This window comes from Buchnera aphidicola (Macrosiphoniella sanborni) (genome assembly GCF_005080885.1).
Taxonomy (GTDB): domain Bacteria; phylum Pseudomonadota; class Gammaproteobacteria; order Enterobacterales; family Enterobacteriaceae; genus Buchnera; species Buchnera aphidicola_AU.
Map to the genome: position 1 here is coordinate 166,697 of NZ_CP034864.1, position 24,169 is coordinate 190,865.

20 protein-coding genes are annotated in these 24,169 nt (G+C 24.1%); 13 read left to right on the forward strand and 7 right to left on the reverse strand.

The genetic code is table 11. The annotated features are described in order from the left end of the window. The first annotated feature begins 17 nt into the window (after positions 1–17). From nuoI to D9V74_RS00785, 8 genes are all read left to right on the forward strand, one after another. A complete protein-coding gene (gene nuoI, locus D9V74_RS00745) occupies positions 18–560 on the forward strand; it encodes an NADH-quinone oxidoreductase subunit NuoI (RefSeq protein WP_158362373.1) in 543 nt (180 codons plus the stop codon). Between the two features lie 10 nt (positions 561–570). Then, entirely contained in the window at positions 571–1,080 is a 510-nt protein-coding gene (gene nuoJ, locus D9V74_RS00750; protein ID WP_158362375.1) for an NADH-quinone oxidoreductase subunit J, read from the forward strand. Positions 1,081–1,110: 30 nt separating this feature from the next. Then, on the forward strand, positions 1,111–1,413 hold the full coding sequence (gene nuoK, locus D9V74_RS00755; protein ID WP_158362377.1) for an NADH-quinone oxidoreductase subunit NuoK: 303 nt from the start codon (positions 1,111–1,113) through the stop codon (positions 1,411–1,413). Continuing rightward, positions 1,410–3,266: an NADH-quinone oxidoreductase subunit L gene (nuoL, locus tag D9V74_RS00760; RefSeq protein WP_158362379.1), complete on the forward strand. Its 1,857-nt coding sequence runs from the start codon at positions 1,410–1,412 to the stop codon at positions 3,264–3,266. Before nuoK ends, nuoL begins: the two co-directional genes overlap by 4 nt. An 84-nt stretch (positions 3,267–3,350) precedes the next feature. Further along, entirely contained in the window at positions 3,351–4,841 is a 1,491-nt protein-coding gene (locus D9V74_RS00765; RefSeq protein WP_158362381.1) for a NuoM family protein, read from the forward strand. Between the two features lie 34 nt (positions 4,842–4,875). Further along, the gene (locus tag D9V74_RS00770; protein ID WP_158362383.1) at positions 4,876–6,339 is read left to right on the forward strand and encodes an NADH-quinone oxidoreductase subunit N; all 1,464 of its coding nucleotides are present in this window, start codon (positions 4,876–4,878) and stop codon (positions 6,337–6,339) included. Positions 6,340–6,647: 308 nt separating this feature from the next. Then, positions 6,648–7,889 carry a bifunctional tetrahydrofolate synthase/dihydrofolate synthase gene (gene folC, locus D9V74_RS00775; protein WP_158362385.1) on the forward strand — a complete coding sequence of 414 codons (1,242 nt, stop codon included), beginning with the start codon at positions 6,648–6,650 and terminating at the stop codon, positions 7,887–7,889. Positions 7,890–8,193: 304 nt separating this feature from the next. Further along, positions 8,194–8,379 carry a hypothetical protein gene (locus tag D9V74_RS00785; RefSeq protein WP_261979364.1) on the forward strand — a complete coding sequence of 62 codons (186 nt, stop codon included), beginning with the start codon at positions 8,194–8,196 and terminating at the stop codon, positions 8,377–8,379. A gap of 74 nt (positions 8,380–8,453) precedes the next feature. On the opposite strand, the gene D9V74_RS00790 is transcribed toward D9V74_RS00785, so the two are convergent. Then, positions 8,454–9,401, reverse strand: coding sequence for a ribose-phosphate pyrophosphokinase (locus tag D9V74_RS00790; protein WP_158362389.1), 948 nt, complete (start codon positions 9,399–9,401; stop codon positions 8,454–8,456). Between the two features lie 72 nt (positions 9,402–9,473). Beyond that, positions 9,474–10,346, reverse strand: coding sequence for a 4-(cytidine 5'-diphospho)-2-C-methyl-D-erythritol kinase (gene ispE / locus D9V74_RS00795; protein ID WP_158362391.1), 873 nt, complete (start codon positions 10,344–10,346; stop codon positions 9,474–9,476). A gap of 148 nt (positions 10,347–10,494) precedes the next feature. Here ispE and prfA point away from each other — a divergent pair, with 148 nt between their 5' ends. From prfA to sirB1, 3 genes are all read left to right on the forward strand, one after another. After that, positions 10,495–11,571 carry a peptide chain release factor 1 gene (gene prfA / locus D9V74_RS00800; protein ID WP_158362393.1) on the forward strand — a complete coding sequence of 359 codons (1,077 nt, stop codon included), beginning with the start codon at positions 10,495–10,497 and terminating at the stop codon, positions 11,569–11,571. A gap of 5 nt (positions 11,572–11,576) precedes the next feature. Beyond that, a complete protein-coding gene (prmC, locus tag D9V74_RS00805; protein WP_158362395.1) occupies positions 11,577–12,407 on the forward strand; it encodes a peptide chain release factor N(5)-glutamine methyltransferase in 831 nt (276 codons plus the stop codon). 125 nt (positions 12,408–12,532) lie between these two features. Further along, the gene (gene sirB1 / locus D9V74_RS00810; RefSeq protein WP_158362397.1) at positions 12,533–13,342 is read left to right on the forward strand and encodes an invasion regulator SirB1; all 810 of its coding nucleotides are present in this window, start codon (positions 12,533–12,535) and stop codon (positions 13,340–13,342) included. A 5-nt stretch (positions 13,343–13,347) separates the two neighbouring features. On the opposite strand, the gene nadE is transcribed toward sirB1, so the two are convergent. Continuing rightward, entirely contained in the window at positions 13,348–14,151 is an 804-nt protein-coding gene (gene nadE / locus D9V74_RS00815) for an ammonia-dependent NAD(+) synthetase (protein ID WP_158362399.1), read from the reverse strand. Positions 14,152–14,209: 58 nt separating this feature from the next. Between nadE and D9V74_RS00820 the strand changes: the two genes are divergently transcribed. After that, positions 14,210–15,427: an acetate kinase gene (locus D9V74_RS00820; protein ID WP_158362401.1), complete on the forward strand. Its 1,218-nt coding sequence runs from the start codon at positions 14,210–14,212 to the stop codon at positions 15,425–15,427. Between the two features lie 63 nt (positions 15,428–15,490). Next, positions 15,491–17,626, forward strand: coding sequence for a phosphate acetyltransferase (pta, locus tag D9V74_RS00825; protein ID WP_158362403.1), 2,136 nt, complete (start codon positions 15,491–15,493; stop codon positions 17,624–17,626). Positions 17,627–17,652: 26 nt separating this feature from the next. On the opposite strand, the gene yfaE is transcribed toward pta, so the two are convergent. From yfaE to gyrA, 4 genes are all read right to left on the reverse strand, one after another. Beyond that, the gene (yfaE, locus tag D9V74_RS00830; protein WP_158362405.1) at positions 17,653–17,916 is read right to left on the reverse strand and encodes a class I ribonucleotide reductase maintenance protein YfaE; all 264 of its coding nucleotides are present in this window, start codon (positions 17,914–17,916) and stop codon (positions 17,653–17,655) included. 3 nt (positions 17,917–17,919) lie between these two features. Further along, on the reverse strand, positions 17,920–19,050 hold the full coding sequence (gene nrdB / locus D9V74_RS00835) for a class Ia ribonucleoside-diphosphate reductase subunit beta (protein WP_158362407.1): 1,131 nt from the start codon (positions 19,048–19,050) through the stop codon (positions 17,920–17,922). A gap of 47 nt (positions 19,051–19,097) precedes the next feature. Further along, positions 19,098–21,383, reverse strand: a complete 2,286-nt coding sequence (nrdA, locus tag D9V74_RS00840; protein ID WP_158362409.1) for a class 1a ribonucleoside-diphosphate reductase subunit alpha — start codon at positions 21,381–21,383, stop codon at positions 19,098–19,100. A gap of 80 nt (positions 21,384–21,463) precedes the next feature. Further along, positions 21,464–23,965, reverse strand: a complete 2,502-nt coding sequence (gyrA, locus tag D9V74_RS00845; protein WP_158362411.1) for a DNA topoisomerase (ATP-hydrolyzing) subunit A — start codon at positions 23,963–23,965, stop codon at positions 21,464–21,466. Positions 23,966–24,169 lie beyond the last annotated feature (204 nt).

Consider the following 24,169-nt stretch of genomic DNA (forward strand, 5'->3'; position numbering starts at 1 on the left):
ATAAGAGATTTTTATTTATGACATTAAAAAATATTATTATTGGGTTTTGGACTCAAATAAGAAGCCTTTTAATGATTAGTGCTAATATTTTTTTGAAATCTGAAACAAGATTATATCCAGAAGAAAAATTAAATCTTTCACCTCGTTATCGAGGTCGTATTATATTAACTCGTACTATAGATGGACAAGAACGTTGTGTTGCTTGTAATTTGTGCGCAGCAGTGTGTCCTGTGGATTGTATTTCTTTACAAAAAGATGAAAAAGAAGAAGGTCGTTGGTATCCAAAATTTTTTCGAATTAATTTTTCTCGTTGTATATTTTGCGGTTTATGTGAAGAAGCTTGTCCTACAGCTGCAATCCAATTAACTCCTGATATTGAACTTGCTGATTTTAAAAGAAAAGATTTGGTATATGAAAAAAAAGATTTATTAATTTCAGGTCCAGGAAAATATCCTGATTATAATTTTTATAATTTTTCAGGTGTACATATCAAAAATAAAGAAATAGGCGATTTAGATTGTGAATCTAAACCTGTAAATATAAAGAGTTTATTACCATAAGGAGATTTTAATGGATTGGGTTTTTTATATCTTTTCTTCTATAGCTATTATATCTACTTTTTTATCAATTATTCAAAAAAATGCAATATATTCATTATCATATTTAATAGTTTCTCTTTTATCAATATCTGGAATATTTTTTTCTCTTGGGGCTTTTTTTGCTGGTGCTTTAGAAGTCATTATTTATGCTGGAGCTATTATAGTATTATTTGTTTTTGTAATTATGATGTTAAATATTGATAAAGAAAACAATATAAAAAAAGAAAATTTTTTAAAATCGATTTTTTGGATTGGACCTGGTATTTTATCATTAATAATGTTTTTTTCTATGGCTTATATATTATTCTTTTTTAAAGAAAAAAAAATTGATGGATTATTAATTGATGCAAAAATAGTTGGTATCAGTTTATTTGGTCCGTATGTATTATTAGTAGAACTATCTTCAATTCTTTTATTATCTGCTTTAATTATTGTTTTTCATATCGGCAATAAGAATATAAATACAACGGAATCTTTATAATTATTTTATATTTATTAAGGTTAATAATATATGATCTCTTTGTTTCATGGATTATTTTTATCATTAATATTATTTGTTCTAGGTTTAACTTCTCTAATTATACGACGTAATATATTGTTTATATTAATTAGTTTGGAAATTATGATCAATGCTGTGGGATTAGCATTAATAGTAGTTGGTAGCTATTGGAAACAAGTAGATGGGCAAATTATGTATATATTTACAATCACTTTAGCAGCAGCAGAAGCTAGTATAGCTTTAGCATTTTTATTACAACTTTATAGACAAAAAAAAACATTAAATGTTGATATTTTAAATGAGATGAAAGGATGAATATTATTTTTTTCATAACTCTGTTTCCGTTTTTAGGATTTTTATTTTTGTCTTGCGTGCAAGATATGATTTCCAAAAAAATTATATCAAATACAGGCATATTGACAATATTTATATCATTTTTAACAACATGTTTTTATGTTGTAATGATGTATAAAAATAATCATCGAATTTTTGTACAAAAATTATGGAATTGGTTATCTATTAATGATTTAAAGATTGATTGTAGTTTTCTTATTGATGGATTGTCTTTAAGTATGTTATTTCTAATTACAGGAATTGGATTGTTAGTACATATATATTCTTCTTGGTATATGAAATATAAAGAAGGTTATTCACGTTTTTTTGCATATATTAATTTATTTATAGCAAGTATGTCTCTGTTAGTACTCGCTAATAATTTGTTATTTATGTATTTAGGATGGGAAGGAGTAAGTGTATGTTCATATTTATTGATTGGTTTTTATTATAATAAGTTAAATAATTGTCATTCTGCTCTCAAAGCATTTATTCTAACTCGAATTTCTGATGTTTTTCTTATGATTGGAATATTTTTAATATATAGAAAATATGATACTTTTAATTTTGAAGAAATTAAGTTTTTATCTAATATTTTAAATACAGATAATATTTTTGATTTGAATCTCATTACATTTTTTTTATTAATAGGAGTTATCGGAAAATCAGCGCAATTGCCTTTGCACACTTGGTTAACTGATGCTATGGTGGGTCCAAGTCCTGTATCAGCTTTAATACATGCAGCTACAATGGTAACAGCAGGAGTATATTTAATTGCTAGAATGCATTTTTTATTTTTACTTACTCCGAAAATATTATATTTTATAGGATTATTAAGTGTATTAACAATATTAGTTTCTAGTATTTCAGCTTTGTTTCAAAAAGATATTAAACGTATTTTAGCATATTCTACTATGAGTCAAATAGGGTACATGTTTTTAGCTTTAAGTGTTCAAGCATGGAGTGCAGCGATTATGCATTTAATTATACATGGAATATTTAAAGCATTATTATTTTTATCTGCAGGTTCATTGATTGTTTCATGTAAAAATCAGAAAAATATATTTAAAATGGGAGGTTTACGAAAAAAATTACCATTTTTATATATTAATTTCATAGTTGGAGGAGCTTCTTTAGTTTCATTTCCTTTGATCACTTCTGGTTTTTATAGTAAAGGTAATATTTTGTTTAATGTTCTAAAAAGTGAACATTTTTATTTTTTTTTAATTGCTTTATTTTGTTCTTTTTTAACTGCTTTGTATACCTTTAGAATGATTTTTTTAGTTTTTCATGGTCATGGTCATGAAAATCATCAAGTAGTTCCTGTAAACAATATCAATCATAATCTTCCATTATGCATTTTATTAGTTTTATCAACTGTATTAGGTTCATATATATCACCACCATTGTTTTATGTGTTTCCTATATCTTTTTTATTACATGATGGTAAGTTTATTATTGAAGTTATATCTAGTGTATTATCTATTTTTGGAATATATTTATCTTACTTATTATGGATTAAAAATCCATATTGGATAAACAAATTTTTGCAATATAAATTTATAAAAAAAATACATTATTTTTTTTTAACAGGATGGGGTTTCGATTATTTTTATAATGTTTTTTTTGTAAACTTTTATTTGTATATCTCTATAATGTTATCTTGTGATCCATTAGATAAAATTATTAATTATTTTTTAAAAATTATTAGAATATGTAATATATGTTTACTAAAAAGTAGTAATGGTTATATAAGATGGTATATATTTTCAATCATATTAGGGATAAATATAATTTTTATATCAATTTTTTTATGTTGGATGAGTATAAAGTAATTTTTAATTCATGTATTTATTCTTGTTAAAAATAAAACATTTCATTAATAAGTAATTATAGTAAATAATAGGAATATTCAAGTAATGTTACTTTCTTTTTTAATTATTATTCCATTTTTAAGTAGTATTTTTGCATTTTTTTCTTATAAATTTCATAAAAATTTTCCTCGTTGGATTTCTTTATTAGGGATAATTTTGATATTTTGTATTATAACAACAATATTTTTTGAAGAATATAATACTTTATTTCAAATAAGCGATGGTGTGAATTGGAATCGTCAATTAATTATACCTTGGATAACAAGATTTGGAATTGAATTTAATATTGCTGTTGATGGATTTTCTATTATTATGATCTTTTTCTCTGTTTTTTTATCCATCATTGCAATTTTATGTTCTTGGAATGAAATTAAAAATAACGCAGGTTTTTTTTATTTGAATTTTATGCTTGTTATTACTGGGATAATTGGTGTTTTTATAGCTTGTGATCTTTTTTTATTTTTTTGTTTTTGGGAAATCATGTTACTTCCCATGTATTTTTTAATTATCTTATGGAGCGATCAAAATAAAATAAAAAAAATTATTATTGCTGCTAATAAATTTTTTATTTATGGACAAATTTCTGGTTTAATATTGTTATCATCTATTTTATTATTAGCTTTAAATCATTATCATAATACTAATATATTAACTTTTAATTATAATATGTTACTTCATGAACATATAAATAAAAATATAGAATATATTACTATGTTAGGTTTTTTTTTAGCGTTTATTATAAAAATGCCTATTGTTCCATTTCACGGATGGTTGCCAGATTTACATTCTCAATCTATTTCTTGTGGTTCGATAGAAATTATTGGCGTGTTATTAAAAACTGCTCCTTATGCACTTCTGCGGTATAATTTAGTTTTATTCCCTCATATAATACATCAATTTGCTCCCATAGCAATATTTTTAGGTTTATTAAGTATATTTTATGGGTCTTGGATTGCTTTTTCACAAATAAATATTAAAAAATTTATTGCATATTCTTCTATTTCTCATATGGGATTAATTTTGATAGCAATTTATAGTCATAGTGAAATAGCATTACAAGGTGTAATTATACAAATGTTATCAAGTAGTTTAACTACTGCAGCTTTATGTGTTTTATCTGGACAATTATATAAATATTTTAAAACTCAAGATATAAATAAAATGCAAGGTTTATGGTCTTGTATTTATTGGCTTCCAGGTTTTTCTTTATTTTTTTCTTTATCAAATTTGGGAATTCCAGGGACTGGTAATTTTATTGGTGAATTTTTAATTTTATCTGGTGTTTTTCAAGTGTTTCCATATATTTCAATATTAGCAACAATGAGTATTATTTTTTCTTCTGTTTATTCTTTAAATTTTATACAAAAAATTTTTTATGGTTCATGCGAAAAAAAAATGCCTATTATTTTTATTCAAAAAAAATCATTATGTATAATTATGATGTTAGCTATTGTTTTAATTTTTTTCGGTTTATATCCACAAAAAGTTATAAATATTTCATATAGTTTTATACATAATATTCACAAAAGAATTTAATAATTTAATTTAAAAAATAAGGTTTTAATTATCAATGACAATAAATTTACAACAATTAACAGCACTGCTGCCTTTGTTGATCATGATATTTACTGCAGTAATAGTAATATTATCTATTTCATATAATAGAAATCATTTTTTTGTTGCTGTACTTAGTACATTTGGATTTATATTTTCATTTTTTTCTTTATATTTATCAATAACAATTTTGCCTATAGATATTAATGGATTATTTTATATTACACATTATTCTATTTTATATATTATCATGATTATTTTTTCTAGTATTAGTGCTTGTATTTTTGGATATTCATGGTTAAAAATTTCTTCTGAAAATAAAGAAGAATTTTATTTATTAGTAATTATTTCACATTTAGGTGCAATATCATTAGTTATATCTAATCATATGGCATCTTTATTCGTTAGTGTAGAGCTTTTATCATTACCAGTTTTTGGTTTAATTGCTTATTCGCAATATTATAAAAATTCTTTAGAAGCAGCTTTAAAATATATCATATTATCTTCTATTACATCTAGTTTTTTACTATTCGGAATTGCATGGATTTATGCTGTTTCAGGAAATTTGAGTTTTATATCTATAATTCCACTTTTTAATAATATTTCTAATAATGAAACATTAGTTTTATTGTTCGGAATCAGTATGATACTTTGTTCATTATTATTTAAATTATCTATTATTCCATTTCATTTATGGACTCCTGATGTTTATCAAGGTACTCCTGCAGCAGTTTTATCTTTTTTTTCTACTGTGGGTAAAATTTCTATTTTTGTTGTGTTATTAAATTTGTTATCACATATTTCTTATGGAAATAAAATAATATATTTTATATTATTATTAACTATTATTTTTTCTATATTATTTGGAAATTTAATGGCTATGTTTCAAAATAATATTAGACGATTATTTGCTTATTCATCTATATCTCAATTAGGATATCTTTTAATAATATTTTTAGTTTCTAATAAAAATTACTTTTTTTCTTTAGAAGCTAGTGCAATATATTTATATAGTTATTTATTTAGTAATATCGCTTTTTTTGGTATAATTAATTTAATTACAAATGCAAATAAAACTAATCATGCTGATTTAATAGAATCATATCAAGGATTATTTTGGTCCCAACCTCTTTTATCTATAATATTAACTTTAGTATTACTATCTTTATCTGGTATTCCTATGACATTAGGATTTATTGGAAAATTTTATATCTTATCTATTATAATAAAAGAACATTTATGGGTGATGGGTTTAATTTTTTTAATTGGAACTATATTAGGTCTGTATTGTTATTTAAGAGTTATTTTAAGTTTATATTCTAAACCATTAAAATCCATAAAAAATCAGATAATTGTATCTAATCATTGGATATATACTGGTTCTGGAGCAATTATATTTTTTTCAGGAATTATCTTGTTGATCTTAGGTATATATCCAAACGAATTAATTTATTTAGTAAAATCATCTATAGAATTATAGTCATATAATTTTATTTAAGATATTTATTATATAACAATATGTATTATCTATATTAGATTATTATTAAAATATTTTTTTATTTTAAATAAATTAAAAATGTTTTTACTAGATAATACATTTTTATAATTTTTAAAGATTATAGTAATATTTTTTAAAAAATATTTATTATATTTTCAGAAAAGATAAACTGTAAATTTTAATTTTAAAATTTTCTATATATTAATATAATATTAATATATTTTTATAATAACAATATTTTCTAGATAAAATAAAATATTGTTATTTATCAAACAATAATACATATTATTATGATTAATCAAAATTGTTCTTTATCAATGTGGTTGAAAAAATTAGAAAAAATAGGAGAGAAAAAAACATCTGATTTGATTTTATTAAAATCTATTGCAAAAAAATTAGATTTGTTAGATTGTAAAGCTTTTATTTTTACAGTGACTGGAACAAATGGAAAGGGTACTACTTGTGCAATGTTAGAAAGATTGTTATTAAAAGAAGGTTATCAAGTAGGACTATATACTTCTCCTCATTTATTTAATTATAGAGAAAGAGTTCGTATCAATGGGTTATTATTAGATGAAACAGAACATATTACTGCTTTTAAAAGTATAGAACTTGCGAGAAAATCTTTTATATTAACTTACTTTGAGTTTATTACACTTGCAGCATTACATTTATTTAGAAACTATTCATTAGATATTATAATATTAGAAGTAGGTTTAGGAGGTCGATTAGATGCGACTAATATTATTGATTCTGATATATCTATAATAACTAATATTGCTATTGATCATAGTAACGTCTTAGGCAAAACACGAGAGAGTATTGCTCGTGAAAAATCAGGTATTTTTAGAAAAGATACAATTTCTGTTATCGGAGAAATAAATATTCCAGATATAATAAAAAAAAATGCTATAAAAACACATACAATATTAAAAAAAATTAATGTAGATTGGCATTGGAAAAAAAAAAATGATTATTGGAATTTTTTTCATTCAAATATTGAATTATATAAATTACCCTTAACACAGATACCATTATCTAATGCAGCTATTGCTCTAGCTGCCCTTTATTATTCAGGATTTAAAATTCATGAAGATATTGTAAGAAGGTGTATTTCTTCTGTAAAACTACCTGGTCGATTTCAAATTATTTCTACTACACCTTATATAATTTTAGATGTTGCTCATAATCCACATGCAGCATCATATTTATCTAATAAATTAGAAGAAATGAATATAAAAGGAAAGATATATGCAGTAATAGGAATATTAAAAGATAAAGACATTATAGGTATTATTAATGAATTAAAAAATAATGTGCATTACTGGTTTACAGCACCTTTACAAAATATTCGTACTGCAAATAAAAAACAATTAAAAAATACTTTTCCTATTCATAATACATCTATTTTCAATAATATAAATGAAGCTTATAATCACGCGTTTTCAATGGTAAAAAAAGAAGATATTATTTTAGTTTTTGGTTCTTTTTTAACTATTTCAGAATTATTTTTTGATAAAATCTATGAATAATATAAAATAAAGGTAATTTTGGATAATATATGTTTTTGCTAGATTATATAATAATTTTTGTTATTATTCTCTCGTTTTTTTTCGGTTTATTACGTGGTTTTTATTATGAAGTAATATCTTCCTTTTTTTGGTTTTTTAATTTTTATTTTTTTAGTAAATATAATTATTTTATTAGTTTTTTTAAAAATACTATTCAAGATATTCTTTTAATAAATAATATGTTAATATTTATTATGATTGTTTTTTTTTTATTACAAAATATATTTTAAATATATATGTAAACAAAATTATTAAAAAAATTAAGATGTCTTATTGTAATGTTTTTTTAGGTGGAATCTTTGGCATTATTCGTGGTTTGTTATTAGTATTTTTTATACTACATATATTTAGTTATATTACTTTAGATAATTATAATTATTATATGAATCATTCTGTATTAATTTTTATTTTTTTAAATATATATGATATTTTTAATATATATAGTTTATAAAACTAAGCACATTATTTATATTGTTTTAAGACTATAGTGTGCTTAGAATTCATTATGTAAATGAGTAAAAATATTTAATGTTCAAACATAGCAGAAATTGATTCTTCGTTACTAATACGTCTGATTGCTTCTGCTAGCATACCTGCTAATGTTAATGTACGTACATTTTTTAATGATTCAATTGTTTTAGATAGAGGAATAGTATCACATACTACTACTTCATCAATCACAGAATTTTTTAAATTATTTGAAGCATTTCCAGAAAAAATAGGATGAGTTGCATATGCAAATACTCTTTTAGCACCTCTTTCTTTAAGAGCTTCTGCGGCTTTACATAGTGTACCTCCGGTATCTATCATATCATCTACTAAAATACAATCACGATTTGCCACGTCACCAATAATATGCATGATTTGAGATATATTAGCTCGAGGTCTTCTTTTATCAATAATTGCCATATCAGTATCATATAGTAATTTAGCAATTGCTCTAGCTCGAATAACTCCACCTATGTCAGGAGAAACAACAATAGGATTTTTTAATTCTCTTTGTAACATATCTTCTAAAAGAATTAAACTACCAAATACATTATCAACAGGTACATCAAAAAATCCTTGTATTTGTTCAGCGTGTAAATCTACTGTTAATACACGATCGACGCCAATACTCGATAAAAAATCAGCTACTACTTTTGCTGTTATAGGAACTCTTGCTGATCTAACACGACGATCTTGGCGAGCATATCCAAAGTAAGGTATTACTGCAGTAATTCTACCAGCAGATGCTCTTCTTAAGGCATCTACCATCACAACTAGCTCCATTATATTATCATTAGTAGGTGAACAAGTAGATTGAATAATAAAAACATCGCTTCCTCTTACATTTTCATTAATTTGAACACTGATTTCACCATCACTAAATCTACCGACAGCTGCATTTCCTAAATTAATATATAATCGATTGGCAATATACTTTGCTAGTTTTGGAATAGAATTTCCTGAAAAAAGTTTCATATCTGGCATAAAAAAAACCTTTTTTTTTAAAAGATTTAAATAAATAAATTAATATTAAATTTTTTTATTAAAAAGAATATTTTATTCTTTGTAAATCATTTCATGTAATGGTGATATATTAAGACTTTTTGCTACAAAGCTTTTCATGTTTTTAGGTATTAATTTAAAAATTTTTTCTGCAGAGTTTTTATCATTAAATTCAGAAAATATACAAGACCCTGTACCAGTCATACGAAAATGAGCATATGAGGATAATATTGCAAGTAATTTTTTAATTTTGATAAATGTTTTTTTTGCTATATCTTCAAAATCATTGTTAAAAGGTGCATTTAATAATTCTTGAATAGATTTTTTTGAGTGATATTTCGTCAATAAAGGGTTTAAAAACATTTTTTTTGTTGAGATATGAATATAAGGATATACAACTACATACCATTTTTCTTTTTTTTTTATAGGATATAATATATCTCCTATTCCTTCAATAATTGCAGTATGTCCCATAATGAAACCGGGTACATCTGATCCTATTTCAAGACCAAATAAAGATAGTTCTTGTAAAGTAAATTGTGTGTTCCATAATTTATTTAACACAATTAATGTAGTTGCTGCATTAGAAGATCCACCTCCTAATCCGCTGCCTATAGGTATTTTTTTTTTTAAGAATATTTTTGCTCCATTATAAGTGTTAAATATTCTTTTATAAATCAATCCTTTCTTTTTTAATAATTTAGCTGCAGTAATAATGCTATTTTGTTTATTTAAAAGATATTTTTCTTGAGTAAATAATTTGATAGAACCTGTTTTATTAGGCACAATTTTTAATGTATCACCATAATTAATAAATTGAAATAATGTTTGTATATTATGATATTTATCTTTACGTATACCTGTTATATATAAAAATAGATTAATTTTTGCAGGTGAAGGCCATGTATAGATTTTTTTAATTTTCATGTATTCATATAAAATATTTTATTATATAGTTTGATTAAAATTACAATAAGATCATTTAAAATGATATAATTTTTAATTATGTTCATCATACATTGTTTGATGTTAATTAAAAAATATTTTTACAAAATACTTATTATATAAGGATTGTATGAATAATTCTATTTTAAATAAATTAAAATCTTTACGCAATCGTTATCAAGAAATTGAATGTATGCTTACACAGAAAGATGTTATTGCAAATAGAGAACATTTTAAAGTTTTATCTAAAGAATATTTAACATTATCTAAAATTATGAAAATTTTTATGAAATGGGAAAAATTAAAAAGTGATATTAAAAATATTAAAATCTTATTAAATGATATTGAAATGCAAGAGATTGCTAAAGAAGAATTATATTTATTACATAAAGAAAAAGAGATATTAGAGAAAGAAATTAATATATTATTATTACCTGAAGATCCTAATGATCAACATAGTTGTTTTATTGAAATTAGATCAGCAACCGGTGGGAATGAATCAGCAATTTTTGCTGGAGAATTATTTAGAATGTATACTCGATATGCTGAAATATATTCTTGGAAAACAGAAGTGATGTATACTAGTGATAGTGAAAAGGGAGGGTTTAAAGAAATTATTTTAAAAATCACAGGAAAAGGTGCGTGTGGACGTTTAAAATTTGAGTCAGGTGGTCATCGTGTACAAAGAGTTCCAGAAACTGAATCACAAGGAAGAATACATACCTCGACTTGTACTGTAGCTGTAATGCCTGTAATTCCTGAAGCTAAAAAAGAAGAAATCAATTTATCTGATTTGAAAATTGATACTTTTAGATCATCAGGTGCAGGAGGACAACATGTTAATACCACTGATTCTGCTATTCGAATTACTCATCTTCCTACTGGACAAGTTGTAGAATGTCAAGATGAACGTTCACAACATAAAAATAAAGCTAAAGCGTTATCTATTTTGTCTGCTCGGATTTATGCAAATCAATTAGAGAAAACGCATCAAGAAAGTTCTTCTATGAGAAGAATATTATTAGGTAGTGGAGAAAGATCAGATAGAAATAGAACATATAATTTTCCTCAAAATAGAATTACTGATCATCGAATTAATTTAACTATCTATAAATTAGATGAAGTTCTACAAGGTAAATTAGATTTTCTTATTGAACCTATACGTCAAGAATATCAAGCAGATATGTTATCTTCTTTATCTAAATAATACAAATGAATATTAAACATTGGATAAATCATACTATTAAAAAACTATATTTTTCCGAAAATCCACAATATGAAGCTAGATTATTACTGTCTTATGTTTCTGAGTATGATTATAGTTTTATTATGAAATCAGATGACATCTTGTTAACTAGAAAACAACATAAACTATTAAATAGTTTAATTAATCGTAGATCTTTAGGAGAACCAATAGCTTATATAATCGAAGAAAAAGAATTTTGGTCTTTGTCTTTACGTGTTTCATGTGATACTCTTATCCCTAGACCTGATACAGAAATTTTAGTAGAACAAGCATTATCTAAAATTCAAAATAATTTTTCAATTCTTGATTTAGGTACTGGATCCGGAGCAATTGCTTTAGCATTAGCAAGTATGTGTTCTGATTGTGAAATTATTGGTGTTGATAAATCAAAAAAAGCACTCAAAATAGCATGTATTAACGCATTTAAATTAAATTTTAAAAATGTTTTTTTTCATTATAGCAATTGGTTTTCAAATATTAATAAAAAATTTAATATTATTATAAGTAATCCACCATATATTAGTACAAAAGAAATAAAACTTTTAAAAAAAGATATTTTTTTTGAACCATTTAATGCTTTGATAGCTGATCAAGATGGTTTATCTGAAATTAAAAAAATTATAAAAAAAGCAAGATATTATTTATTTTTTGGAGGTTGGTTATTAATAGAACATGGATGGAAACAGAAATTATCAGTACAAAATTTATTCAAAAAATATAATTTTTCTGAAGTGCAATCTTATCAAGATTATGGAGGAAATGATCGTGTAACTATTGGAAAAAATATAATAAAATAAAATTTATAATATTTTATAAAATAAAAAATATTTTTTTTTAATATAGAATATATAAATTTAATCAAATTTGTATTATTTAAATTTTCGTTATTTTAAAAATTTTAAAAAATTTATTACTAAAACATATGAAATCTCTTTCTAATATTGATTTTTCTAAATTATCACTTTTTGATTCTATTATTATTGCTTCTCAGGTTATTCGAAAAGATTTTCCTGCAAACTGTGTTCTATCTGAATTAAAAAGTAAAATAAAAGAAGCTAAATCTTATATATCATCAGAAAATCAACCTAATAAACAATTAAAAAAATTATTAGAATTGTTTTATGTTCATTGGAATTTTGGTGGAGCTAGTGGTATTTATAAACTTTCTGATGTAATGTGGATTGATAATGTATTAAAGACACGTCAAGGAACAGCAGTGTCTTTAGGAGTTCTTTTTTTACACATTGCTCAAGAATTAAATTTGCCATTAAATCCTGTTGTTTTTCCAACTCAACTTATTTTAAGAGCAGATTGGATTAATGAGAAGAAATGGCTCATTAATCCTTTTAATGGAGATATTTTAGATAAACATACATTAGAAGTATGGTTAAAAGGTAATATTAGCCCAACAGCAGAATTGTATGAAAATGATTTATATAAATCGGAATCTATTACAGTTATACGTAAAATGTTAGATATATTAAAAGCTGCACTGATGGAAGAAAAAAAAATGGAATTAGCATTAAATGTTACAAATTTACTATTACATATTGATCCGAATGATCCATATGAAATTCGCGATCGTGGATTAATATACGCTCATTTAGAATGTAATCATGTTGCTTTAACAGATTTAATTTATTTTGTAGAACATTGTCCAGAAGATCCAATTAGTGAAATTATTAAAATTCAAATTCACTCTATAGAACAAAAAAAAGTTATATTGCATTAAATTTTTTATTGTGTAATTGGTAAATTACGTTTATGTAATGTCTTAAAGTATAATGTTTCAATTATTTTTTGTTTGTGTGAATCTATTTTTTTTCCTTCTAAATAAGAATCAATGACATTATATGTAACACCTAAAATAGATTCATCATCTTGTTGAGGATAATTATCTTCTAAGTCAGCCATAGGCTTTTTAGAATATAAATGTTTAGGAGAATTTAATTCTTTTAATAATAATCGACCTTGTCTTTTATTTAAATGATAAATTGGATTAATGTCTGTTCCACCATCACCAAATTTTGTAAAAAATCCAGTAAGATGTTCTGCTGCGTTTCCTGTTCCAACGACTAGACCATTATACATAGCAGAAACACTATATTGTACTTTCATTCTTTCTCGAGCTTTTTCATTACCTCGTACATAATCTGAAATTATAATTCCTGATTTTTGTAAAGATTTTTCACTTCTTAAAACTGCTTGTTTGATGTTAATGTTAAAAATTTGATCTGGTTTTATGAAATGAATAGCATCTTGACAATCTTGTTCATCAGATTGAATTCCATATGGCATTCTTAATGCGATAAATTTATAATAAGTGTTGTTTGTTTCATGTCTTAACTCTTGAATAGTCATTTGACATAATTTTGCTGTTAATGTGGAATCTTGACCTCCACTAATACCTACTATTAAAGATTTTAGAGAAAGATTTTGCAATAGATATTTTTTTAGAAAATTAATACAATTTTGAATTTCAATTTTTGGAATAATTACTGATTTTACTTTCATTAATTTTATAATTTTTTTTTGTAACATAACAGTCTCTTAATTATTAGTAAAATAAAATATTTTTGAATTTAACTATATTATAATTGTGGATAATAAATTGAATAATTTAATTTTAGTTTTAAATTGTGGTAGTTCTTCTATAAAATTTGCAATATTAGATCCTAAAAATGAAAAAAAATATTTATCTGGTATTGTAGAATGTTTATTTTTATCAGAAACATATATTAAATGGTGTTGTTTAGAAAAAAAATATTATAAAAAAATAGGTTCAAATATGAACCATGAAGATGCTTTAAATTTTATTATAGATGAAGTTTTATTAAAACAAAAAAATATTTTTAATAATATAATAGGGATAGGACATAGAGTAGTACATGGAGGTAATGAAATTAAAAAATCTAGTTTAATTAATGACTATGTCATAACTTGTATTAAAAAATATATTTGTTTTGCGCCATTACATAATCCAGCAAATTTAATTGGAATTCAAACAGTTATAAAAAAATATCCTATTTTATCAGATAAAAATGTAGCAGTTTTTGATACATCTTTTTATCAAAATATGCCTGAAAGTTCTTTTTTGTATGCCATACCATACAACTTTTATAAAAAATATCAAATTAGACGTTATGGTGCGCATGGTATCAGTCATAAGTATGTTTCTTATAAAATTTCTGTTATTTTAAATAAAAAATTTGATTCTTTAAACTTAATTACATGTCATTTAGGTAACGGATGTTCAATTGCAGCTATTTGTAATGGAGTATGTGTCGATACTTCTATGGGATTAACACCTTTAGAAGGTTTAGTTATGGGTACACGAAGTGGAGATATAGATCCTGCAATTATTTTTTTTATGTATAAACAACTTAATATGAGTATAGATGAAATTGAAATGATTTTAAATAAAAAATCAGGTTTATTAGGTTTAAGTGGTGTTAGTAGTGATTTTCGTTATTTCGAGAAACAATATCATTTAACAGAAAAAGCAAAAAGATCTGTTCAAGTTTTTTGTCATCGTTTATCTAAATATATTGCAAGTTATATGAGTTTAATGGAAAATCGTTTAGATGCAGTAATTTTTACTGGTGGTATTGGAGAAAACGTATCTTTAATTCGAGAATTAGTTTTTTCTAAACTTTTTTTATTAGGTTTTAAAATTAATTCTAAACTTAATTGTTCTACTGTAGGAGGAAAATCAGGATTGATTACTGAATCCTCTTCTCATCCAGTATTTGTGATTGCAACAGATGAAGAATTAGCAATAGCTAAAGAAACTATTAAGATAATTAATAAAAAATAGTTATTTTAGTGTGAGTTTTATTTATATTAAAAATAGATATATAAAAATATATATAGGATAATTATGTCGCGTATTATAATGTTAATTCCTTTAGATCAAGATGTTGGTTTAACTACAATAAGTTTAAGTATTGTTTATTTTTTTTATAAACAACGAATCAATAAACAATCTTCTCAATCTATATTATATTTCTCTTGCATAAAAAATCAATTAGATCACACTACATTAATTATTAAAAAATATTTTTCTAAATTTATTCATATATTGGATGATATAGATTTTTCAAAGTCTTTTTTTGATTCTCCAGAATATATATCTTTATTTAATCAAGTGATGGAAATATGTTATAAAAAAAAAAAAATACATGAATTAATTTTAATTAAAGGTATAAAGAAGAATCAGAATATTAATTCTGCAAAAATTAATTATGATCTTTCTCAAAATCTTGATGCAGAAATAATATTTATAGCTAATTTAAATAATAATTCTAAACAATGTATTAAAAACAAAGAAGAAGAAATACATTTTTTTTTAAGACAGTACCGATATAAAAATGTTTTAGGTATTATTTTTAATAAAATTAACAACCCTTTTTTTTTAGAAAGAACAAATTCTCTTATAAAGAAACTAATGATTTTAAAAGAATTTAATAAAACAACAAAGCAGATAGAAATTTCAAAAAAAAATTTTACAGATGATTTTCTTTCGGTGATAGCTTGTATTCCTTGGAATAGAAATATTATACAAATCAATATTTTAGATATTTTTTATTTTTTAAATATAGAATATATTTATTTAATAAAAAATAAAAATCATATTATAGAAGAAATAATTATATTTGATGAAAGTAGTGAAAATATGTTAAAAAAAAAGTATTTAAATACTTTAGTAATTGTTTCTTTTAGTCGTATAGATAATTTTATAAACATTATAAAATTATTAGATCTCAAAAATAATAATATTTGTTGCGTAATATTCACGGGAGCGTTTGACTCAAAAAAAAATATTATTCTTTTATGCAGGTTATTAATTAAAAAATCTATTTCTGTTTTTTTTACAAAAAAATATACAATAGATATATTATCTAAATTACAAAATTTTAATTATAATATTACTTTCAAAGATGATCTTTATATTAAAAAATTACAAAAATTTATTTCTAGTTTTTTTGATTTTTCTAATATTTTTTTTATAAATAAAAATAATAATTATATCAAGACATATTCACCAAAAGAATTTTGTTATCGTTTAAAAATTCTATCACAGAAAAAAAATAAACGTATTATATTACCAGAATCATATGATGTTCGAATTTTAAGAGCAGTTTCAATATGTAATACAGATAATATTGCACAATGTGTATTATTAGGAGATTCTCAAAAAATTTATCAAATAGCATGTAATAATAATATTAATTTACATAAAAATGTTGAAATTATTAATCCTTCTCTTATAAAAAGAAAATATGTTTCACGTCTTTTAGAAATTCGAAAAGATAAAAGTTTGGATCAATTAACTGCTGAGAAACAAATAGAAAATAATATTTTTTTAGCAACTTTAATATTAGAAGCTAATCAAGTAGACGGATTAGTTGCTGGGGCAATTAATAAAACATCAGATACTATACGTCCAGCATTACAGATTATTAAAACACATCCTAATAATTTTTTAGTATCATCTATTTTTTTTATGTTATTACCAAATACAGTTTTAATTTATAGTGATTGCGGTATTAACATAGATCCTAATTCAGAAGAATTAGCAGAAATAGCAATTCAATCAGCGGAGTCATCAAAAATATTTGGAATAGAACCACGTATTGCTATGTTATCTTATTCAACTGGTTATTCTGGAAGTGGGTCTCAAGTTGAAAAAATAAGAAAAGCTACTAAGATTGTTAAAAATAAAAGACCTGATTTAATTATTGATGGTCCTATTCAATATGATGCTGCTATTTCAGAATCAATTCGTAAATTAAAAGCACCATATTCACCGATCGTAGGATCGGCGAATGTATTTATTTTTCCGGATTTAAATTCTGGGAACATAGCTTATAAAGCTGTGCAACGTTCTGCAAATATAATGTCTATTGGTCCAATATTACAGGGATTAAGAAAACCAGTAAATGATTTATCACGAGGTGCTTCAGTAGAAGAGATAATTTATACTATTGCATTAACATCAATTCAATCTGAATAATATAGTAGATTTTTATAATTTTTATTTTAAATTTTAATTATAATATCGCCATATGGTTTACAACAACATGGAAGTATGTCTTTTTTTTTTAATAAAGCAGCCATTGGCTGTTTTATTAAATAAAATACTTTTCCTTTGATTAATTCAATTCTGCATATACCACAATATCCAGAACAACATTGATATTCTATATAAACTTTATTTATTTGTAATACAGATAATAGTGAAATATTGTCTTTATAAATAATTTTTTTTTGAACATTTATTATTTTAATAATAGCATTTTTCATATTTTATAATTGAAATTTTTTAAATTCATGATCAGATATCTCTGAATCAATTTGACCGACTAAATATGAACTAATTTCTGTTTCTTGAGGTGCGTTTTGTATATAATCAGAAGTTAACCAATCGTTAATCCAAGGAATAGGGTTAGATTTTTTTTGAAAAAGAGGAGAAAAACCAAGAGATTGAATACGAATATTAGTAATATATTCTATATACTGAAATAAAATATCTTTATTTAATCCAAGCATAGAACCATTTTTAAATAGATATTCAGCCCATTGTTTTTCTTGTTGCGAAGCTATAAGAAATATATTAATTGCTTCTTTTTTAGACTCTAAAATTATATTTTTCATATCTTTATCATGTTCTATATTACTTAAGATGTTTAATATGTGTTGTGTCCCCGTTAAATGTAATGCTTCATCACGTGCTATTAATCTAATAATTTTTGCATTACCTTCCATAATTTCTCTTTCTGCAAATGCAAATGAGCATGCAAAACTAACATAGAATCTAATGGCTTCTAAAACATTAACGCTAATTAAACATAGATATAGTTTTTTTTTTAAAGACTTTAAATTTATATCAATTTTCTTTTGATTAATCATATGAATACCTTCACCTAATAAATGCCAATAACTAGTGAGTTCGATTAATTCATCATAATAAATAGAAATATTTTGTGCGCGATTATTAATATGTTTATTTGAAATAATATCTTCAAATATCAAAGAAGGAGAATTAAAAATATTTCTAATAATATATGTATAAGAACGTGAATGAATAGTTTCTGAAAAAGACCATGTTTCAATCCATGTTTCTAGTTCAGGAATAGAAATAATTGGTAAAAAGGCGATGTTTGGACTCCTCCCTTGAATTGAATCAAGTAATGTTTGATATTTTAAATTACTAATAAAAATATGTTTTTCATGATCAGGTAAGTTTTGAAAATCGATTCGATCACGAGAAAGATCTACTTCTTCAGGTCTCCAAAAAAATGATAATTGTTTTTCAATTAATTGTTCAAATATGTTGTATTTTTGTTGATCATATCGTGCAATATTGACAGGTTGTCCAAAAAACATTGGTTCTTTAAGTTGATCATTTTTTTTTTTTGAAAAAATTGTATAAGACATAGATATTTAACCTTAATTAACCTAAAATTAAATTTAATTATATATTTTTATATAGTACATGAACCACTTTCACATATGTTTTCGAATTGAGATTCAGATATAATATTTTTCTGATCTTCAGAACCATCGCGAGTATTTTGATAATATAATGTTTTTATACCAAGTTGATAAGAGAATAGTAAATCATATAAAAGTTGTTTCATGGGAATTTTGTTATTTAAAAATTTTTTTGGATCATAATTAGTATTAACTGAAATAGATTGATCAATAAATTTTTGCATAATACCAGCAAGTTGTAAATATCCTATATTATTTGGCATCTCCCAAAGTAATTCGTATTCTGATTTTAGTTTTTTATATTCTGGTACTACTTGTCTTAATATTCCATCTTTAGATACCTTAATACTAACAAAACCTCTTGGAGGTTCAATTCCATTGGTTGCATTAGATATTTGAGAAGATGTTTCTGAAGGCATTAAAGCAGATAATGTTGAATTTCTTAAACCATATTGTTTTATTTTTAAACGTAATTTATCCCAATTAAAATGGAGTGGTTCATGACATATTTTGTCAATATCTTTTTTATATGTATCAATAGGAAGTTTACCTAAATAATAATTAGTATGATGAAATAAAGAACATTTTCCTTTTTCTTTTGCTAGTTGACAAGAAGCTTCTAATAAATAATATTGCATAGCTTCAAAAGTTCTATGTGTTAAATTTTTTGCGCTACCATCTGAATAACGAACTTTGTTTTTAGCTAAGTAATAAGCAAAATTAATTACTCCAATTCCCAGAGAACGTCTAGACATAGCTGATTTTTTAGCTGATATTACTGGGTAATTTTGATATTCTAATATTTCATCAAGAGCGCGAACAGATAATATTGATAATTCTTTTAATTCATCAAGACTTTTAATCATACCTAAATTAAAAGCTGATAACGTACATAGTGCAACTTCTCCATTCATATCATTAACATCGTTTAATGCTTTTGTTGGTAAAGTAATTTCTAAGCATAAATTAGATTGTCTTATTGGCGCAAGAAGAGGATTAAATGAACTATGTGAATTGCAATGATCAACATGTTGTATATAAATACGTCCAGTAGAAGTTCGTTCTTGCATTATTAATGAAAATAATTCTAATGCTTTAATAGTTTTTTTTCTTATATTTGTATTTTTTTCATATGTTATATATATTTCTTCAAATTTTTTTTGATTAGAAAAAAAAGATTCGTATAAATCAGGAACATCAGAAGGACTAAATAATGTTATCATTTCTCCAGACAACATTCTTTGATACATTAATTTATTAATTTGAATTGCATAGTCAATATGACGTACTCTGTTGTCTTCTATTCCTCTATTATTTTTTAATACTAACAAGCTTTCTACTTCTAAATGCCAAATAGGATAAAAAACGGTTGCAGCACCACCTCTAACTCCGCCTTGTGAACAAGATTTTACTGCACTTTGAAAATATTTATAAAAAGGTATACAACCAGTATGAAATGCTTCTCCATTTCTAATAGGACTGCCTAATGCTCGGATTTGTCCTGTATTGATACCAATTCCTGCACGTTGAGAAACATATTTAACAATTGTACTTGCAGTAGCATTAATAGAATTTAAATTATCAGCACATTCAATTAATACACAAGAACTAAATTGACGAGTAGGTGTTCTAACGCCAGACATAATTGGTGTTGGTAAAGAAATTTTAAATGTTGAAATAGCATTATAAAAACGTTGAATGTAATTCATGCGAATATTTTTAGGGTATCGAGAAAATAAGCATGCAGATATTAAAATATATAGAAATTGTGCACTTTCATATATCTCTCCAGTGATTCGATTTTGTATTAAATATTTTCCTTCTAATTGTTTTACAGCAGCATATGAAAAATTCATATCTCTCCAATGATCAATAAAAGAATTCATATGTAAAAATTCTGAATAAGAGTAATCTTGTAATAATTTTTTGTCATATTTCCTTAATTTTACCATTTTTTTTACATGATCATATAATGCTGGTGGCGTAAATTGACCGTAAGCTTTTTTTCTAAGATGAAAAATAGCTAATCTTGCAGCCATATATTGATAATCTGGTGTTTTTTGTGATATTAGATCAGCTGCAGCTTTAATAATAGTTTCATGAATATTAATAGTAGTAATATTATTATAAAATTGAATACGAGAACATAACGCTACTTGTGATACAGAGACGTCATTTAATCCTTCTGATGCCCAATTAAGTACTTTATGAATTTTATCTAAATTAATTTTTTCTGTTCTTCCATCACGTTTAGTAACAAAGAGATTATTTTTCATAATAAATTTAACTTATTTTTAAATAGTATAAAGATGTATTTATTGAATTTACTTTAATAAATAACAAATAAACAGTTTTTTTACATAGGTTCAATAATTCTTTGTAAAGCAACTACTTTTTCATTTTTTGATGTTCTTATTAATATAACACCTTGTGTATTTCGTCTGAGTATTCCTACTTCTGAAACTCTAATTCTAACTAATGTACCTGCATTAGTAATCATCATGATTTGATCTTGTTCGACTACTTGTATTGCTCCTATAATTTTCCCGTTTTTTTTTGTAATTTTAATTGATATTACACCTTGAGTAGCACGAGATTTAATAGGAAAATCAGTAATTTTAGTACGTTTTCCATATCCATTTTGTGTTGCTATTAAAATACATCCTTTATTTTTAGGTACGATTAATGATACAACTTTATCATTTTTTTTAATTTTAATACCTTTTACTCCAGAAGCAGTACGTCCCATGGTGCGTACGCTTGTTTCTAAAAATTGTACTACTTTACCGTTTTGCGTAAATAACATAATATTATTATTACCATCAGTTAACGCTACGCCAATTAATTCGTCATTAGCATGTAAATTAATAGCAATAATGCCAGCAAATCTAGGTTTTTTGAATTGTTTTAAAGAGCTTTTTTTTACTCTTCCATGAGCGGTAGTCATAAAAATATTAAGATTATCTTTATATTCATGGACAGGTAATATAGCTGTAATTCTTTCTTTGGCACTCAATGGTAAAATATTAACTATAGGTTTTCCTTTCGCATGTCTACTAGATTCAGGTAATTGATAAACTTTCATCCAATATAAAATTCCTCTACTAGAAAAACATAGTATAGTATCGTGTGTATTTGCTATTATTAAACTTTCTATAAAATCTTCTTCTTTTATTTTTGCAGCTGATTTACCTTTTCCACCACGTCTTTGAGCATTATAATCAGAAAGAGGTTGATATTTTACATATCCTGAATGTGATAGTGTGACTACTACATCTTCTTGATTAATTAAATCTTCAAAATTAATATCAGTATGGTGATTAGTAATTTTTGTTTTTCTTTTATCACTAAAATTTTTTTGTATAGATAAGAGTTCTGATTGAATTACGTTCAACATACATTTTGGATTTTCAAGTATTTCTTTTAATTCTTTTTTTCTCTTTTTTAAATTATTATGTTCTGAAAAAATTTTATTTTGTTCTAAATTAGTTAATTTTTGTAGACGTAAATCTAATATAGCTTGTGCCTGTATTTCACTAAAATGATATTTTTTATTATCAGATAAAATATTTTTATTAAAAGGAGAATAACATTGTGTAATATTATGAGATGTCCATGCTTTTTGAATAATTAAATTTTTAGCATCTTTTGAATTTCCTGCACTTTTAATTATTTCAATAATTAGATTAATATTGATAAAAGCAGTATTTAATCCTTCAAGAATATGAAGACGGTGAGAAATTTTATTTAATTCAAAAATACTACGTCTAATAATTATTTCTTGTCTATGAGATAAAAAATTTTTTAATATCTCTTTTAAAGATAAAATCTTTGGTTGTCCTTGACATAAAGCAACCATGTTAATACCAAAAGATATTTGCAATTGTGTTAACGAATATAATTGATTTAAAATAATTTCTGATATTGCTTCTTTTTTAACTTCTATAACAATTCTCATTCCATCTTTGTCAGATTCATCACGTAAACCAGAAATTCCATCAATTTTTTTATCTTTTACTAATTCTGCTATTTTTTCAATTAAACGTGATTTATTTACTTGATAAGGTATTTCATCAAAAATAATAGATTCTTTTTTATTTTTTTTATTTTTTTCAATTGTATGACGTGCGCGAATATAAATTTTTCCTTTTCCTGTACGATAAGCTTCTTTGATTCCTAATGTTCCATTTATAATACCTGCTGTTGGAAAATCTGGTCCTGGAATATGTTTAATAAGTTCTTCAAGAGTAATATCTTGATTATTAATATAAGCCAAACATCCATTAATTACTTCATATAAATTATGAGGAGGAATATTTGTCGCCATACCAACAGCTATACCAGAAGAACCATTGATTAAAAGATTCGGTATTTTGGACGGTAGTATTTCAGGGATTTTTTCAGTATCATCATAATTCGGTAAAAATTCAACAGTGTTTTTTTCTAAATCACTTAATAATTCATGGGCTATTTTAGACATGCGTACTTCTGTATATCTCATTGCTGCGGCAGAATCACCATCTATAGAACCAAAATTACCTTGACCATCAATAAGCATATAACGTAATGAAAATTTTTGTGCCATACGAACTATGGCATCATATACAGCAGAATCACCATGTGGGTGATATTTTCCTATGACATCACCTACTACTCGAGCAGATTTTTTATATGGTTTGTTCCAATCATTATTTAAAACATACATTGCAAATAGTATTCTTCTATGAACAGGTTTTAAACCATCTCGAACATCCGGCAATGCTCTTCCGACTATTACAGACATAGAATAATCTAAATAAGAGCTTTTTAATTCATCTTCAATATTGACCTGTATAATTTTTTTCTCAGGTTCTTTCATAAAGCTTTCATCTCTTTAATAAGAAGTAATTTAATTAAGTAGAAAAGTATAACATAATTAAACAATTAGATGCATATAAAGAACATTATTCTGAATATCAAATAACTTTAAGATATTTTTTATATTAAAAATATTTGTTTATTTTAAATGAAAGTATTAATATAAAAAATAGTTATGAATATTAAAATTGTTAAAAGTAATATT

Bases quoted from the DNA above. Each gene is read 5' to 3' on its own strand.
- nuoI (WP_158362373.1), top strand. From the start codon at position 18: ATGACATTAAAAAATATTATTATTGGGTTTTGGACTCAAATAAGAAGC.
- nuoJ (WP_158362375.1), top strand. From the start codon at position 571: ATGGATTGGGTTTTTTATATCTTTTCTTCTATAGCTATTATATCTACT.
- nuoK (WP_158362377.1), top strand. From the start codon at position 1,111: ATGATCTCTTTGTTTCATGGATTATTTTTATCATTAATATTATTTGTT.
- nuoL (WP_158362379.1), top strand. From the start codon at position 1,410: ATGAATATTATTTTTTTCATAACTCTGTTTCCGTTTTTAGGATTTTTA.
- D9V74_RS00765 (WP_158362381.1), top strand. From the start codon at position 3,351: ATGTTACTTTCTTTTTTAATTATTATTCCATTTTTAAGTAGTATTTTT.
- D9V74_RS00770 (WP_158362383.1), top strand. From the start codon at position 4,876: ATGACAATAAATTTACAACAATTAACAGCACTGCTGCCTTTGTTGATC.
- folC (WP_158362385.1), top strand. From the start codon at position 6,648: ATGATTAATCAAAATTGTTCTTTATCAATGTGGTTGAAAAAATTAGAA.
- D9V74_RS00785 (WP_261979364.1), top strand. From the start codon at position 8,194: ATGTCTTATTGTAATGTTTTTTTAGGTGGAATCTTTGGCATTATTCGT.
- D9V74_RS00790 (WP_158362389.1), bottom strand. From the start codon at position 9,401: ATGCCAGATATGAAACTTTTTTCAGGAAATTCTATTCCAAAACTAGCA.
- ispE (WP_158362391.1), bottom strand. From the start codon at position 10,346: ATGAAAATTAAAAAAATCTATACATGGCCTTCACCTGCAAAAATTAAT.
- prfA (WP_158362393.1), top strand. From the start codon at position 10,495: ATGAATAATTCTATTTTAAATAAATTAAAATCTTTACGCAATCGTTAT.
- prmC (WP_158362395.1), top strand. From the start codon at position 11,577: ATGAATATTAAACATTGGATAAATCATACTATTAAAAAACTATATTTT.
- sirB1 (WP_158362397.1), top strand. From the start codon at position 12,533: ATGAAATCTCTTTCTAATATTGATTTTTCTAAATTATCACTTTTTGAT.
- nadE (WP_158362399.1), bottom strand. From the start codon at position 14,151: ATGTTACAAAAAAAAATTATAAAATTAATGAAAGTAAAATCAGTAATT.
- pta (WP_158362403.1), top strand. From the start codon at position 15,491: ATGTCGCGTATTATAATGTTAATTCCTTTAGATCAAGATGTTGGTTTA.
- yfaE (WP_158362405.1), bottom strand. From the start codon at position 17,916: ATGAAAAATGCTATTATTAAAATAATAAATGTTCAAAAAAAAATTATT.
- nrdB (WP_158362407.1), bottom strand. From the start codon at position 19,050: ATGTCTTATACAATTTTTTCAAAAAAAAAAAATGATCAACTTAAAGAA.
- nrdA (WP_158362409.1), bottom strand. From the start codon at position 21,383: ATGAAAAATAATCTCTTTGTTACTAAACGTGATGGAAGAACAGAAAAA.
- gyrA (WP_158362411.1), bottom strand. From the start codon at position 23,965: ATGAAAGAACCTGAGAAAAAAATTATACAGGTCAATATTGAAGATGAA.